A 13,503-nucleotide genomic window follows, 5' to 3' on the forward strand; every position below is an offset into this window, starting at 1 on the left:
GGAAATTATTCTATTTTTGCTTGTCTGAGCGGAATTATATGGAATCTATTTCCCGATGCAAACCGGTATAAATGGCACATCCCAATAAACCACACAACACCGGTTTCATCACCATGAAGTCAGAACATGTCAGCCGTCTGAAGCACGCATCCGCCCCGCCCGCATTCGTCCTGCCGGCGCACGACGATTCCGCCGTCGGCCAGCTTTGCCGCGAACTCGATGCCGCCTTCGCCGCGGCGGAAACGGGCGCATCGTTCGGACTGCGGGTGCGCTACGCGCTGCAACGCGCGATCGCGGATTCGGCGCTGCTGCGCCCGGACCAGCGCATCGGCGATGCGCACGGTTATCACCGCCATCTGATCGCCGCCGATCCGCTCGGCCGATACGCCGTCGCCTCGCTCGTCTGGGAGCCGGGGCAAGCGAGTCCGGTGCACGGGCATCGGACCTGGTGTGGATATGCGGTGATCGAAGGCGTGTTGAGTGAAACGCTGTTTCGCTGGGACGCGCAAACGCAAGATGCGGTCGAAACGCGTCGTCAGCCGCGTGTAGCGGGCGCGGTCTCGTTTGTCGATGCCGGACGCGGCACGATGCATCAACTCGGCAATCCGGCAAACACTGGGACGCGCGCCATCTCGCTGCACGTCTACGGCGTGGCGGGCGAACATATCGCCACGCACGTCAACGATCTGATCGCCGCTTAACACCGCTTAACGCCGCTTAAGAATCAACCTTTGCCCGGTTCCGCCGCCGTGGGAATCTGCGGCGGAATCTGCACGGATTGCTCGGTCGGCGGCGGCGCGGCGCGCGGTTCGTGCGATACATCCCGCGCCCGCGTCGCAGACACTTCCAACTCCTCTTCCTCAACCGGCAACGCCGATTCATCGGTCCAGATCCGATGCGCGCGCTCCGGACTCTCGCCCACAATCTCACGCGTCATCTGCACGTGCATTTGCGGCACGGGAATCTCCATGCCCGCCTCGTCCATCTTCCGCTTGATGCGCAGATTGAACGCGCGCGCCACGCTCCACTGCTGCAAGGGCCGCGTCTTGATCTGGCCTTTCACGACCATCCAGTTCGGATCGAAACGATCCAGTCCCCACACTTCAACCGGCCCGAGCATCTCGCGGCGATAACGGAAATCGGCCATCAGATCGGCGCCGACTTCGCGGATCATTTGCGTGACGTCATCGACATCGGCAGTAAAGGGCACGCGCACTTCGAACACGGCATAGGCGAAATCGCGTGACAGGTTTTTCACCGTCTTGATCTGCGAGAACGGAATGGCGTGGATCGCGCCCTGGCCATCGCGCAGGCGCACGGTGCGGATCGTCAGACTTTCGACGATACCCGCGTGCCCGCCTTCCACCTCGATCGAATCACCGACGGAAATCGTGTCTTCGATGATGATGAACAGTCCCGTGATCAGATCCGCCACCAGCGATTGCGCGCCGAAGCCGACCGCCAGACCGATCACGCCCGCGCCCGCCAGCAGCGGCGTCACGTTGAGTCCGAGATTCGCCGCGGTCACGATCGCCGCGATGCCCAGCAGCGACACGAATACGACATTGCGAACCAGCGGCAGCATCGTGCGGGCGCGCATGCTCGGGCCGCGTCCGCCGCGCCGCGTGGAATCGGGGCGCAGCGCTTCCTGAATGCCGGTATCGATCAGAATCCAGATCAGCCAGACCACGAAGAAGGTCAGCACGATCATCGACAAGGCATGCGCGACGCCGCGCGCGGCCACGCTGTCTTCGGCCATCCGCGCCAGCGAAAAGCCCCAGAAACGCGATGAGACTTCGAGGAACACGAGCCAGACGCTGGTCACGATCATCGTGCCGACGAACTTCACGAGCCTGCGCACATATGCCGATTGCCGGCGCGGACGGCGCGATTTGGGCCGCGTGATGCGCACGACAATCGCGGACAAGAAGAACGCGACGACTAACAAACCGGCAGTGGCAATCGCCATCTGCAAGACATTTTCCGATGTGCCGATGCCCGCGAGCGTCGCAATCACCGAAGCCGATGCCAGCAGCAGCAACGGCAATTGCCATAGCGATGCCACCACTTCGAAGGTTTCCGTCGCGGCCTTGCGCGTGTTGCGCTGCTCGTACGAACGGCTGCGGATCAGATGCGCGACCGGCCGCTGGAACGCCAGTGCGAAGTACGCGGTCAGACCCGCCGCGCCCATATTCGCGAAGGTCGAAATCAGCGCGGAGAGATTGGTGCCGAGCTGCTGCGCGACATCGTAGTTGGAAGCGGCATCGCCCAATGCGCCCAGCGTGCCGATCACGAACAACAGCCGCCGCGCGCGGATGATCAACAGGTTCACCGCCACGCGACGGTGCGCCGAGCCGAACAGCGAGAACATGATGAGACAGATCGACGAAAACACCGCGCCCGCGACCATGGCGTAGGCGGTGACCATCGCGAGCGTGCGGCCGAGCGACAGCGGCATGTAGTGCGTGAAGGTCAGCGCGGCGAGAAAGGCGAACAGATACGGCGCGACGCGACGCATCGTGAAAAGCAGGAGTTCGCGCGTGGTCGGATTCGAATGCAAGCCCACGTCGATGCCAATACGCGCCTGCACGCGGCGTTGCAGCCACACCAGCACGAACGCGCACGCGCCCCAGCCTGCGAGCGTCGCGAAATAGTTGAACAGCGTTCGGCCGAATGGCTCGCGGCTCTGGCTCGTGACGAGCGTGAACAGTTCGTTGCCCGCCGCGTTGAAGCGGCCGCTCCAGTACGCGATCGGCGTCTTGCCGCGACGCACGTCCGCTTCGATGCTCGTCAGCCCCGAGGCGATCGCGCCGAGCAAACCGCCCTTCTGCGCGATGCTTGCCACGACCGACGACGCGGCCGAGGTGGCGGGCGCGCTGGCGGCGGCATCGGACGCTCCGCCTGCTTCGGATGCACTGACCGCCGGTGCAGCAACCGCGTTCGCTTCCCGCTTGGCATCGCGCAATTTCTTGAGCTGCGCGACGAGCGCGCCGCGCTGGCGATCGCTGTCGAGCGTGGTGATGAGCGTGTCGAGCGAGTGAACCATATCGGCATCCGATACGGCAGGCGCCGATGCACCTGCTGCACCCGACGCACTCGACGCCGCATCCGCTGCGGATGCAGGCGCGGCGGGTGTGATCAGTTCCTGGAACGACGGCAGCGTGAGTGCGGGCGCGGCTTGCGCGGGCATCGCGAACAGGAACGATAAAAGGATCGCAACGATCGCGAGCGCGCCGCTGTGTGCGAGCTTGCGTGACTTCATGACGGGTTCGATTTTTGAGAGACCGCCAGTTTAGCGGCTGCATGCGCTGCGCCGCCCGATCCGATGTAACCGAATGTTAGCGGCGCGTTCAGCGAAGATGCGTGCTACTTGTCCTATTTGTCCACTTCAGTACGCGTACCGCTGCTGCTGTCCGCCGCCGAACTGGCGCTGGACGCCTGCGTGCTCGATGCGCCCGTGCCCGTCGCCGACCATTCCTGCAACTTGCGGCCAGCCGATTGCAAACCCGCGCCGGTCGCGCTGGCGGCATTGTTGATCGCGGCATTGGTCGAACTCGCCGCATTGGCGAAATTCGCCTTCGCCGATTCGGTCACGCTGCTCGCGGACACATCGGGCACGTTGCCGGCGTTGTCGAGATTCTGCTGCGCGGATTGTTTCGCGGCATCGACCTTCTGGCCGACGTAGCTCGCCGCCTGATCGAACTTCTGGCCGGTCTGGCTCGCCAGATTGTTGAACGCGCTCGCGGCCTGTCCTGCCGTGGCGTCGTGCTTTTCGCATGCCGCGAGCACGGCGAGCGCCGTCAGCGCGAAAACGATGCGTGTAGGTGCAGTCATTCGCATGGTATTGCCTTAGGACTTGTGAATCGGGTACTTCGAACGTGCGCATTGACGCGCACTCCTACTTTTCGAGTTATCTCGACGAGTTGCGTCGACGAGTTATCTCGAAATTGCCGCCATCATACGCTGCCGACACACGCTGACCCGGAAACGCCCAAGATGCGGCGTACAGTATCGATCGCAACATGACGGTCGAATGCACCCTTTCACTCCCGGAGACACGCGATGGCTGCAAAGAAGATTCTCTTCCTCACCGGCGACTTTGCCGAGGACTATGAAACGATGGTGCCGTTCCAGGCGCTGCTGGCCGTAGGCCATTCGGTCGATGCAGTGTGCCCCGGCAAAAAGAGCGGCGACACCATCAAGACGGCGATCCACGACTTCGAAGGCGATCAGACCTACACCGAAAAGCCGGGCCACCTGTTCCGCCTGAACGCCGCCTTCGACGATATCGATCCCGAGCGCTACGACGCCATCGCGATTGCGGGCGGGCGCGCCCCGGAATATCTGCGCATGAACGAGCGCGTGCTCGAAGTCGTGCGGCACTTCGCGAAAGCGGGCAAGCCGGTCGCGGCGATCTGTCATGCAGCGCAACTGCTGGCGGCGGCGGGTGTGATCGAAGGCAAGCGTATTTCGGCCTATCCCGCCTGCGCGGCGGAAGTGCGGCTGGCCGGCGCGCAGTTCGCCGAGATTGCCGTGGACGACGCCATCACCGACGGCAATTTCGTCACCGCGCCGGCATGGCCCGCGCATCCCGCGTGGATTCGACAATTTCTTGCGTTGCTGGGCACGCGTATCGAGCTTTGAGAAGTTTTTGGCAGGTCAGGCGCGCCAAAAGCCCGATTCGCCAACCCTGCGCTTTCAAATAGATTAAATCTTCTACATTTAGGAGACTTCTGGTTCTGCGAGACTGCCGTCCTGAAATATATTCGCCGGCAGTCCCGCACTATCCTTCGAAGCCCTCCGCCATGCTTTACATGAATCTGTCTATCGCCCTCGTCGCAGGGATGATTATGTTCGAACCGTTCACCCGCGCTCCCGTCTCCCGTTTCACTACGCATCGCATGCGCCGCAATTTGGCCAAGCGCTCGTACTATCAGGCTGGCATCGCATTTTTGGCGGCCTTGCTGGTTGGCACGAGTCAGCCTGCGCCGGAACGAATTTCCCCGGTTTTCGTGCTCGCCGTCGCCGCGTTGCTGCTGACGGCAAGCATCTATTGGGTGATCCGCGGTAAGCGTCTGCAGCGTCAGCGTCGCGTCTTCACGGACCTGTGCTGAAATTTCGAGCAGTGCGATTCACGCGCAATCCAATTAAGGGCGGAATTTCCGCCCTTTTTTGCGTCTGCACGCGCCTCTTCGTGGCTCATTCCAGGCTAATTCGGCGTCCCTATCATGCGTTCTACCGATTAACGAATCAGGCACGACCACAACAGCGGCCTGTCGATGAGGAGCGCAACATGTCACCAGCAGCAATCATTCACGGCACGCCGACCTGGGTTTGGGTACTGCTCGTTTTTCTGCTGATGCGCGGCTTCAAAGCCATGAAACCCGGCACGACACCGCTTTCGAAGCTCGCCATCATTCCGTTGATTTTCGCAGGCATGGGCCTGTCGCATCTCGCCGGATTGAGCGACGGACTCGTATGGATCGTCACGGCGGCAATCGGTATCGTGCTTGGTATGGTGATCGCGGCGCGCACGCACTTTGTCGTCGATCCCAACGCGCGCACCGTCACGCTCGCCGGTTCCATCGTGCCGATGGTGTTGATCGTCGCGACCTTCGCCGCGAAATTCTGGCTCGGCTTCGAAACGGCGACGGCCACCGACGCCGCCTCACTCGCGATGTATCTCCAGATTGGCGCCGCGGTGTCGGGACTGGTCGCGGGCATCTTCGCCGGACGCTTCCTCACTTACTGGAAAGTGATGAACGCGCAGCGCGCGCTGACCGCCTGAGCATGCGAGCATCGATCAAACGCCGGTCATTTGGCCTATGCCGACCGGCTGATCGATTCCGCTGCGGCTTTGACGGTATCATCCTCGGGCGCTATATGACACGCGCCGCGGTGCACATCATCGTGTGATGCGTGCCGCCGAACTGTGTCAGCCCATTTAGAAGGTGTCATGTCGAAGAACGCGGACGAATTGCCGGACGAACTGCTGGATGGACAAACCGAAGCATCCACCGCGACACCCGACGACTCAGCGACCGAGCCGGCCTCCGCCGTGCGCACCGGCCCGCTTTCCGAAGCCAAACTATTCGGACGGCAGACGCCTCCTCCCGCTGCATCCACGACCACGCCGCCGCCTGCCGCCGCGCCGCTCGGCCACGCCATTCACGCACCCCACGCCAGCAGTTACCGCGCGCTCGCCGGTTTGCTGTGCGGGTACGCGCTGCTGATCACCGGCAACGGGCTGTTTCAGACACTCATTCCGCTGCGCGTGATCGAGTCGGGCCACTCGACCTTGCTCGTCGGCCTGATTCAATCGTTCTACTACCTGGGTTACGTGCTCGGCGCGGTGGCGAACCGGCGGCTGATCGACAGGATCGGGCAGCATCGGACCTTCGTGGCGTTTTCCGCCGCCGCCGCGATCCTCGCGCTCGCGTTCGGCGCAGCGCAGGAGCCATGGGAGCTGTGCGCGGTGCGGTTGATGACCGGCTTCGCTTTTATGGGCTTGTACACGTCGATCGAAAGCTGGCTCAACGGGACCGTGGAAAACGAAAAGCGCGGGCAGGTATTCGGCTCGTATGCCGCGATCAACTATCTCGCCGTGGGTTCGGGCCAGTTTCTGCTGAACGTGGGCGCAGGAAGCGGCGGCCAGCAATTCTCGGTCGCCGCTGCGCTGTTCGCCGCTGCGGTGCTGCCCGTCACCTTGCTCGAAGGCTGGCCCGTCAAGGTCGCCGATGCCAACCTCGACCGCGTGCCCGCCGGCACCTGGCGCGAAAGCCTGCGCGAAATGATGGCCGCTGCGCCATTGGCGGTGCCGGGCTGCATTCTCGCGGGCTTCATCTACAGCAGCTTCTACGCGATGATGCCCGTCTATCTCCAGCGCACGGGATTCTCGACCAGCGAACTCGCAACCTTTATGGGTATCGCGTTGATCGGCGCGCTGCTGCCGCAATGGCCGATGGGCCGCCTCTCGGATCGCGTGGACCGGCGTCGTCTGGTGTACTACACGGCGACGATTTCCGCGGCGCTAAGCGTCGTTCTGTTCGCGCTGGATTTCCGCATCGTCACCTGGTGCGCGACGCTGACCTACGTGGCCGTCACGTTCACGACGTACGGACTAATCGTGTCGCACGTGCATGACCGTACCGAGGCGCATCTGCGCGTAGCCATTTCCGCGACGCTTCTGGTGCTGTTCTCGCTGGGCGGCATGGTCGGGCCTGCGCTCTCGTCCGCTCTGATGACGCTGATCGGGCCACGCGGCTTCTTTCTTTTCAACGCGCTCTCATGCGCACTGCTCGCGCTGTGCGCTCGCCGCGCGCTCGGTTTGAAGCTGGCAAATAGGCACGCTGAAACATAATTGATTGGCTGTCTAATTCGTGTCCACCGCTTTATGCAGCCGCATTTGATCGAAATGCGTATCCAGATAGTGCATCGGTTGCAAACATCGATAGCTTCGAAAATTACTTTTTGAAATCAAACCGTGTCTAGAGTAGTTCCTCAGTTTTTGGTGTTTGGAGCGGTTTTCATAATTAACGACGTCTTCCGGCCGCATTAAAGGCATCGACAAAAATTGCACAGCGCGCTTTTGCAGTTGGAAAGAATAGGAAAATGCGTCGCCAATCAAAAAACCGTGGGCGAAAAAAAAGGCGCTACGTTTCCGTAGCGCCTTAAAAGTTCTAGCCATTCCGAGGGCCGTGCTAGAACCTGAGAGCCGGTGATCGATTGAAGAGGCGGAAAGTGTCACGCACGTCGCACAATTCTTTCGAAATTGGATTCCATTTTTTCCGGGATCGCTGCCCAAGTCAAGCAAAATCTCCGAGATTGGGCAAGTGCCCAAAAACTTTCGTCATACGCTGATGGTAAAAAAAGCTCACCGTGAAAGCGACTAAAGCCCGAGCCTTGCATGGCTTGCAAGTTTTATCGCTAGTCCGAGTAGAATCACATCGAAGCTTTTTTCAAAACGATGTTTCACAAAACCTAAATGCAAACACCCAAAGAGCTGACGCCGGGCCGCGTTCGAGAGAAAGACGGCGAGGAAGTCACCGCGCTGGCGCGGGGTCTCGACGTTCTGCGGCGCATCGCGACTGCTGACGCGCCGGTCAGTAATCGCGAGCTGACCGAATGGACGGGTATTCCAAAGCCAACCGTGTCACGGATTACTGCGACACTTGTCAACACGGGCTTGCTACTGCGTCTGCCTGATAGCGAACGTTTTGTTTTGACCGCATCCGTTCTCGAACTGAGCAACGGATTTTTACGCAATTTCGATATTCGTGCACGCGCGCGGCCATTTTTGATCGCGTTGGCCGAGAAAACCGGCATGTCGGTTCATCTTGGCGTGCGCGACCGGCTCGATATGGTCGTGATCGATTCGATCCGTCCGCGCTCCGCCGTGCTGGTGTCGCGGCTCGAAATCGGCGGGCGGATGGACATGGCTCGCACGTCGGTCGGGCGCGCGTATCTGTCGGTGTTGCCGGATGCCGAACGGCGCGATTTGATCACCAGCCTGCAGATTGCGTCCGGCGACGACTGGCCGGCGATCGCCAACGGCTTGCAGCGAGGGCTTGAAGAAACCCGCCGTCTGGGCTTTGCGATTTCCATCGGCGAATGGCATCACGGACTCAACGCGATCGCGGCAGGCTTTGTCGGGCCGTCGGAGGAGCGCTATTCGGTCAACTGCGGCGGCGCGGCGCATCAGTGCCCGCGCGACGTGCTGATCGAAACCGTCGCGCCCGCCTTGCTCGAATGCGTCGCCGATATCGTGCGTGAGATCGGCGGCAAGCCCGTCGCACCTTTCTCCGGATAAGGTGCATGTAACAGTCGTAATCAGCCGAAAGAATGACCGGTGGACGACCCCGGATGCGGGACGTAGCATCATGCTTCGCGCGACCGGGTTCCGGACCGTGCAGCAGCGGCCGTATCGGAAAACGCACGGAACCGTTGCCCCCTGGCTCGGTTTCCTAACCATCTTCGCGTATCCGCCCGCGCCCATCCGCGCCATGTAACAGATTCGAAAGACCAGCCAGCGAACCGATGGACGACCAAAAGAATCCTCAGCAGCCGCAGCGCCCGACGCCTGTGCAGCCTCCCGTCACGCCCACCCCGCCTCGCCGCCGCCGTATCGTGCCGCTGGTCGTCGCGCTTCTGATCATCGGTGGCGCGATTGCGTGGTGGCATCCGTGGAATCGTGGCACGCCGACCACGCCCGGCGCGCAGCCGGAAGCGCGTCAAAGCGGCGGCCGTCGCGGCGGCGCGATGAACATGCCGCAGCCGGTGCATGTGGCAACCGTCACGCAAGGTGAGATGCCCGTCGTCATCAATTCGCTGGGCACGGTGACACCGCTTGCCAACGTCACGGTCAAAACGCAACTGAACGGCATTCTCACGGCGGTCGCGTTTCAGGAAGGCCAGATGGTCAAAAAGGGCGATGTGCTCGCGCAGATCGACCCGCGTCCGTATGAAATCTCGCTGCGCAACGCCGAAGGCACGCTCGCGAAAGATCAGGCGCTGCTGCAAACCGCGCGGCTCGATCTTCAGCGCTACCAGACGCTGCTCTCGCAGGATTCCATCGCCAAGCAACAAGTCGATACGCAAGCCTCGCTCGTCAAACAGTACGAAGGCGCGGTCAAGTCCGATCAGGCCAATGTCGATACCTACAAGCTCGATCTCACCTACGCGCGCATCACCGCGCCGGTGTCGGGGCGCGTGGGCCTGCGTCAGGTCGATCCGGGCAACTACGTGACCACGGGCGACACGAATGGTGTCGTCGTCATCACGCAGTTGCAGCCGATCAGCGTGATCTTCACCACATCGGAAGACAATCTCAGCGCCATTCTCAAGCCGCTGCATGCGGGCACGAAGATGTCGGTGACCGCGTACGACCGCGCGAATACCACGGCGCTCGAATCCGGCTATCTGGAAACGGTGGACAATCAGATCGATACCACCACCGGCACCGTCAAGCTGCGCGCCACCTTCGACAACAAGGGTCTCGGCCTTTTCCCGAATCAGTTCGTCAATACCAAGCTGCTGGTCGATGTAGTCAAGAACGCGACCATCGTGCCGACTTCGGCGGTGCTGAACGGCTCGTCGGGCGCGTTCGTATATGTGGCGAAGGACGACAACACGGTGACCGTGCGCAACGTCAAAACCGGCCCGGTCGATGGCGAACGCACCAGCATCAAGTCCGGTCTTCAGGTCGGCGAGCGCGTGGTGATCGACGGATCGGATCGGTTGAAGGAAGGCGCGAAGATCACGATTCCGGCGGACAAGCCGAAGGCCGCTTCGGGCGCGTCTGCTGCGGTGCCGGCTTCAGCGGCTTCGGCGGCGTCGGGCGCGCATCACCATCGCCGTCAGCAACCGCAGTAAGCGCACGACATGAATCCGTCACGCCTCTTTATTCTGCGTCCGGTCGGCACGGCGTTGCTGATGGCGGCGATCATGCTGGTCGGCCTGGTCGCGCTGCGCTTTCTGCCGCTGTCCGCCCTGCCCGCCGTCGACTACCCGACCATTCAGGTGCAGACGTTCTATCCGGGCGCATCGCCCGATGTGATGACGTCCAGCGTCACCGCGCCGCTCGAAAAGCAGTTCGGGCAGATGGCGAGTCTGAATCAGATGTCCTCGCAAAGCTCGGCGGGGTCGTCGGTGATTACCTTGCAGTTCAGTCTCGATCTGCCGCTGGATATCGCCGAACAGGAAGTGCAGGCGGCGATCAACGCGGCGGGCAATCTGCTGCCCTCCGACCTGCCCGCGCCGCCGATCTACGCCAAGGTCAATCCCGCCGACGCGCCGATCATCACGCTCGCGGTCAGCTCCAAAACGCTGCCGCTCACGCAAGTTCAGGATCTCGCGGATACGCGTCTCGCGCAGAAAATTTCGCAGGTGGCGGGCGTGGGTCTGGTGTCGGTCAGCGGCGGCAATCGCCCGGCCGTGCGCATTCAGGCGAACACGCGCGCGCTGGCCTCGTACGGGCTGAATATCGACGATCTGCGCACGACGATTTCGAACCTCAACGTCAACACGCCGAAGGGCAATTTCGACGGTCCGTCGCGCGCGTACACCATCAACGCCAACGATCAGTTGACCGATGCGGACGCCTATAAGAGCGCGGTGGTCGCGTATCGCAGCGGGCGTCCGGTCATGCTCACGGATGTGGCGACCATCGTTCAGGGCCCGGAAAATACCAAGCTCGGCGCGTGGGTCGATTCCACGCCCGCGATCATTCTGAACGTGCAGCGTCAGCCGGGCGCGAACGTCATTCAAGTGGTCGATGGCATCAAGAAGCTGCTGCCGGGCTTGCAGCAATCGCTGCCCGCCGCGCTCGACGTGCGCGTGGTCACCGACCGCACCACCACCATTCGCGCCTCCGTGCGCGACGTGCAGTTCGAACTGGCGCTGTCCGTGGTGCTGGTCGTGCTGGTGATCTACCTGTTCCTCGCCAACGTCTACGCGACCATCATCCCGAGCTTGTCGGTGCCGCTTTCGCTGGTCGGCACGCTGGCCGTCATGTATCTGTGCGGCTTCTCGCTCGACAATCTATCGCTGATGGCGCTGACCATCGCGACCGGCTTCGTGGTGGATGACGCCATCGTGATGATCGAAAATATCGCGCGATACGTCGAAGAAGGCGAACCACCGCTGGAAGCGGCGCTCAAGGGCTCGAAGCAGATCGGCTTCACCATCATCTCGCTGACGGTTTCGCTGATCGCGGTGCTGATTCCGCTGCTCTTTATGGGCGATGTGGTCGGCCGCCTGTTCCACGAATTCGCGATTACGCTGGCCGTGACCATCGTCATTTCGGCGATCGTCTCGCTCACGCTGGTGCCGATGATGTGCGCCAAACTGCTGCGCCACACGCCGCCGAAGGACAGCAAGCGCTTCGAGGCGCGCGCGCATCGGGCTATCGATTATGTGATCGGGCGATACGCGGTCGCGCTGAACTGGGTGCTGGAGCGTCAGCGCGCGACGATGTTCGTCTTCGTGCTCACGCTGATCCTCACCGCTGTTCTGTACATCTACATTCCGAAGGGCTTTTTCCCGACGCAGGATACCGGCGTGATTCAGGCCATCACGCAGGCGCCGCAGGCGGCGTCGTATCAGGCAGTGGCGGAGCAGCAGCAGGCGCTGGCGAAGAAGATTCTGGAGAATCCGGATGTCGAAAGTCTGACCTCGTTCATTGGCGTGGACGGGACGAATATCACGCTGAACAGCGGGCGCATGCTGATCAATCTGAAGCCGCGCGATGATCGTGACAATACGTCGAGCGAAATCATCCGCACGATTCAGAGCCAGGTGGCGGATATTCCCGGCATCAAACTGTATATGCAACCGGTGCAGGATCTGACGATCGATTCAACCGTGAGTCCGACGCAATATCAATTCATGCTGACCGACCCGAACGCGACCGAATTCGCGGAATGGGTGCCGAAGCTCGTCGATCGCTTGCAGCACACGTCGATCCTCACCGACGTCGCCACGGATTTGCAGCAGAACGGTCAGTCCGTCTACATCGAAATCGATCGCGCGACGGCGGCGCGCTTCGGCATTACGCCCGCCACGGTCGATAACGCGCTTTACGATGCCTTCGGTCAGCGCATCATTTCGACCATCTTCACGCAGTCGAACCAGTACCGCGTGATTCTCGAAGCCGAGCCGAGCGAAGCGCATTACAGCGAGATTCTCAACGGCATCTATCTGCCCTCGTCCACCGCGACGAACGGGCAAGTGCCGCTGTCGTCCATCGCGACCTTCCACGAGCGCGCCGCGCCTTTGCTGGTCACGCACCTCGGGCAGTTCCCGGCGACGACGGTGTCGTTCAATCTCGCCAAGGGTGAATCGCTGGGCGCGGCGGTGAAGGCGATCGAGCAGGCGAAGAACGATATCGGCTTGCCCGCTTCGTTCCAGATTCGTTTTCAGGGCGCGGCGCTGGCGTTTCAGGCGTCGCTATCGAACGAACTGTTCCTGATTCTCGCTGCCATCGTGACGATGTATATCGTGCTCGGCGTGCTGTACGAGAGCTTTATCCATCCGATCACCATTCTGTCCACGCTGCCGTCCGCGGGCGTCGGCGCGCTGCTCTCGCTGATGATTACGGGCAACGATCTGGACATCATCGGCATTATCGGCATCGTGCTGTTGATCGGGATCGTGAAGAAGAACGCGATCATGATGATCGACTTCGCGCTCGAAGCGGAGCGCGATCAGGGCAAGCCGCCGCGCGAAGCGATTTTTCAGGCGTGTCTGCTGCGCTTCCGCCCCATTCTCATGACGACGATGGCCGCGCTGCTCGGCGCGTTGCCGCTCATGTTGGGCTGGGGCGCGGGTTCGGAATTGCGGCGGCCGCTGGGTATCGCGATTGTCGGCGGCTTGATCGTGTCGCAGTTGCTGACGCTGTTCACCACGCCGGTGATCTACCTCGGCTTCGAATCGCTCAGCCGCCGCTTGCGTGCGCGTTTCGGGCATCACATCAATCCGTCGCGGCCCGCGCGTGATGAGGGTTAA

The 13,503-nt window shown here is 61.7% G+C and carries 10 protein-coding genes; 8 read left to right on the forward strand and 2 right to left on the reverse strand.

Annotation, left to right across the window (positions count from 1 at the left end):
* The first annotated feature begins 71 nt into the window (after positions 1 to 71).
* A complete protein-coding gene (locus P7F28_RS16095) occupies positions 72 to 701 on the forward strand; it encodes a cysteine dioxygenase family protein (RefSeq protein ID WP_277185510.1) in 630 nt (209 codons plus the stop codon).
* A 23-nt stretch (positions 702 to 724) separates the two neighbouring features.
* Here the strand turns inward: P7F28_RS16095 and P7F28_RS16100 are convergent, their stop codons facing one another.
* Together P7F28_RS16100 and P7F28_RS16105 are read right to left on the reverse strand one after the other, a co-directional pair.
* Complete coding sequence (locus P7F28_RS16100) at positions 725 to 3,262, reverse strand: mechanosensitive ion channel family protein (protein WP_277185511.1); 2,538 nt, start codon at positions 3,260 to 3,262, stop codon at positions 725 to 727.
* A 113-nt stretch (positions 3,263 to 3,375) separates the two neighbouring features.
* The gene (locus tag P7F28_RS16105) at positions 3,376 to 3,834 is read right to left on the reverse strand and encodes a hypothetical protein (RefSeq protein WP_277185512.1); all 459 of its coding nucleotides are present in this window, start codon (positions 3,832 to 3,834) and stop codon (positions 3,376 to 3,378) included.
* A 228-nt stretch (positions 3,835 to 4,062) separates the two neighbouring features.
* Here P7F28_RS16105 and P7F28_RS16110 point away from each other — a divergent pair, with 228 nt between their 5' ends.
* From P7F28_RS16110 to P7F28_RS16140, 7 genes are all read left to right on the forward strand, one after another.
* On the forward strand, positions 4,063 to 4,644 hold the full coding sequence (locus P7F28_RS16110) for a DJ-1/PfpI family protein (RefSeq protein ID WP_277185513.1): 582 nt from the start codon (positions 4,063 to 4,065) through the stop codon (positions 4,642 to 4,644).
* 161 nt (positions 4,645 to 4,805) lie between these two features.
* The gene (locus tag P7F28_RS16115; protein ID WP_277185514.1) at positions 4,806 to 5,114 is read left to right on the forward strand and encodes a hypothetical protein; all 309 of its coding nucleotides are present in this window, start codon (positions 4,806 to 4,808) and stop codon (positions 5,112 to 5,114) included.
* A gap of 179 nt (positions 5,115 to 5,293) precedes the next feature.
* On the forward strand, positions 5,294 to 5,788 hold the full coding sequence (locus tag P7F28_RS16120; RefSeq protein ID WP_277185515.1) for a DUF6622 family protein: 495 nt from the start codon (positions 5,294 to 5,296) through the stop codon (positions 5,786 to 5,788).
* 168 nt (positions 5,789 to 5,956) lie between these two features.
* Positions 5,957 to 7,360, forward strand: a complete 1,404-nt coding sequence (locus P7F28_RS16125) for an MFS transporter (protein WP_277185516.1) — start codon at positions 5,957 to 5,959, stop codon at positions 7,358 to 7,360.
* 624 nt (positions 7,361 to 7,984) lie between these two features.
* A complete protein-coding gene (locus tag P7F28_RS16130) occupies positions 7,985 to 8,809 on the forward strand; it encodes an IclR family transcriptional regulator (RefSeq protein ID WP_277185517.1) in 825 nt (274 codons plus the stop codon).
* A 227-nt stretch (positions 8,810 to 9,036) separates the two neighbouring features.
* Complete coding sequence (locus P7F28_RS16135) at positions 9,037 to 10,371, forward strand: MdtA/MuxA family multidrug efflux RND transporter periplasmic adaptor subunit (protein WP_277185518.1); 1,335 nt, start codon at positions 9,037 to 9,039, stop codon at positions 10,369 to 10,371.
* A 9-nt stretch (positions 10,372 to 10,380) separates the two neighbouring features.
* A complete protein-coding gene (locus P7F28_RS16140) occupies positions 10,381 to 13,503 on the forward strand; it encodes an MdtB/MuxB family multidrug efflux RND transporter permease subunit (RefSeq protein WP_277185519.1) in 3,123 nt (1,040 codons plus the stop codon).

The organism is Caballeronia sp. BR00000012568055, assembly GCF_029439455.1.
GTDB lineage: Bacteria > Pseudomonadota > Gammaproteobacteria > Burkholderiales > Burkholderiaceae > Caballeronia.

What these genes read in the sequence shown, in the direction of transcription:
- P7F28_RS16095 (WP_277185510.1), top strand. Translation starts at nt 72, where the DNA reads ATGGCACATCCCAATAAACCACACAACACCGGTTTCATCACCATGAAG.
- P7F28_RS16125 (WP_277185516.1), top strand. Translation starts at nt 5,957, where the DNA reads ATGTCGAAGAACGCGGACGAATTGCCGGACGAACTGCTGGATGGACAA.
- P7F28_RS16135 (WP_277185518.1), top strand. Translation starts at nt 9,037, where the DNA reads ATGGACGACCAAAAGAATCCTCAGCAGCCGCAGCGCCCGACGCCTGTG.
- P7F28_RS16120 (WP_277185515.1), top strand. Translation starts at nt 5,294, where the DNA reads ATGTCACCAGCAGCAATCATTCACGGCACGCCGACCTGGGTTTGGGTA.
- P7F28_RS16140 (WP_277185519.1), top strand. Translation starts at nt 10,381, where the DNA reads ATGAATCCGTCACGCCTCTTTATTCTGCGTCCGGTCGGCACGGCGTTG.
- P7F28_RS16100 (WP_277185511.1), bottom strand. Translation starts at nt 3,262, where the DNA reads ATGAAGTCACGCAAGCTCGCACACAGCGGCGCGCTCGCGATCGTTGCG.
- P7F28_RS16115 (WP_277185514.1), top strand. Translation starts at nt 4,806, where the DNA reads ATGCTTTACATGAATCTGTCTATCGCCCTCGTCGCAGGGATGATTATG.
- P7F28_RS16105 (WP_277185512.1), bottom strand. Translation starts at nt 3,834, where the DNA reads ATGACTGCACCTACACGCATCGTTTTCGCGCTGACGGCGCTCGCCGTG.
- P7F28_RS16130 (WP_277185517.1), top strand. Translation starts at nt 7,985, where the DNA reads ATGCAAACACCCAAAGAGCTGACGCCGGGCCGCGTTCGAGAGAAAGAC.
- P7F28_RS16110 (WP_277185513.1), top strand. Translation starts at nt 4,063, where the DNA reads ATGGCTGCAAAGAAGATTCTCTTCCTCACCGGCGACTTTGCCGAGGAC.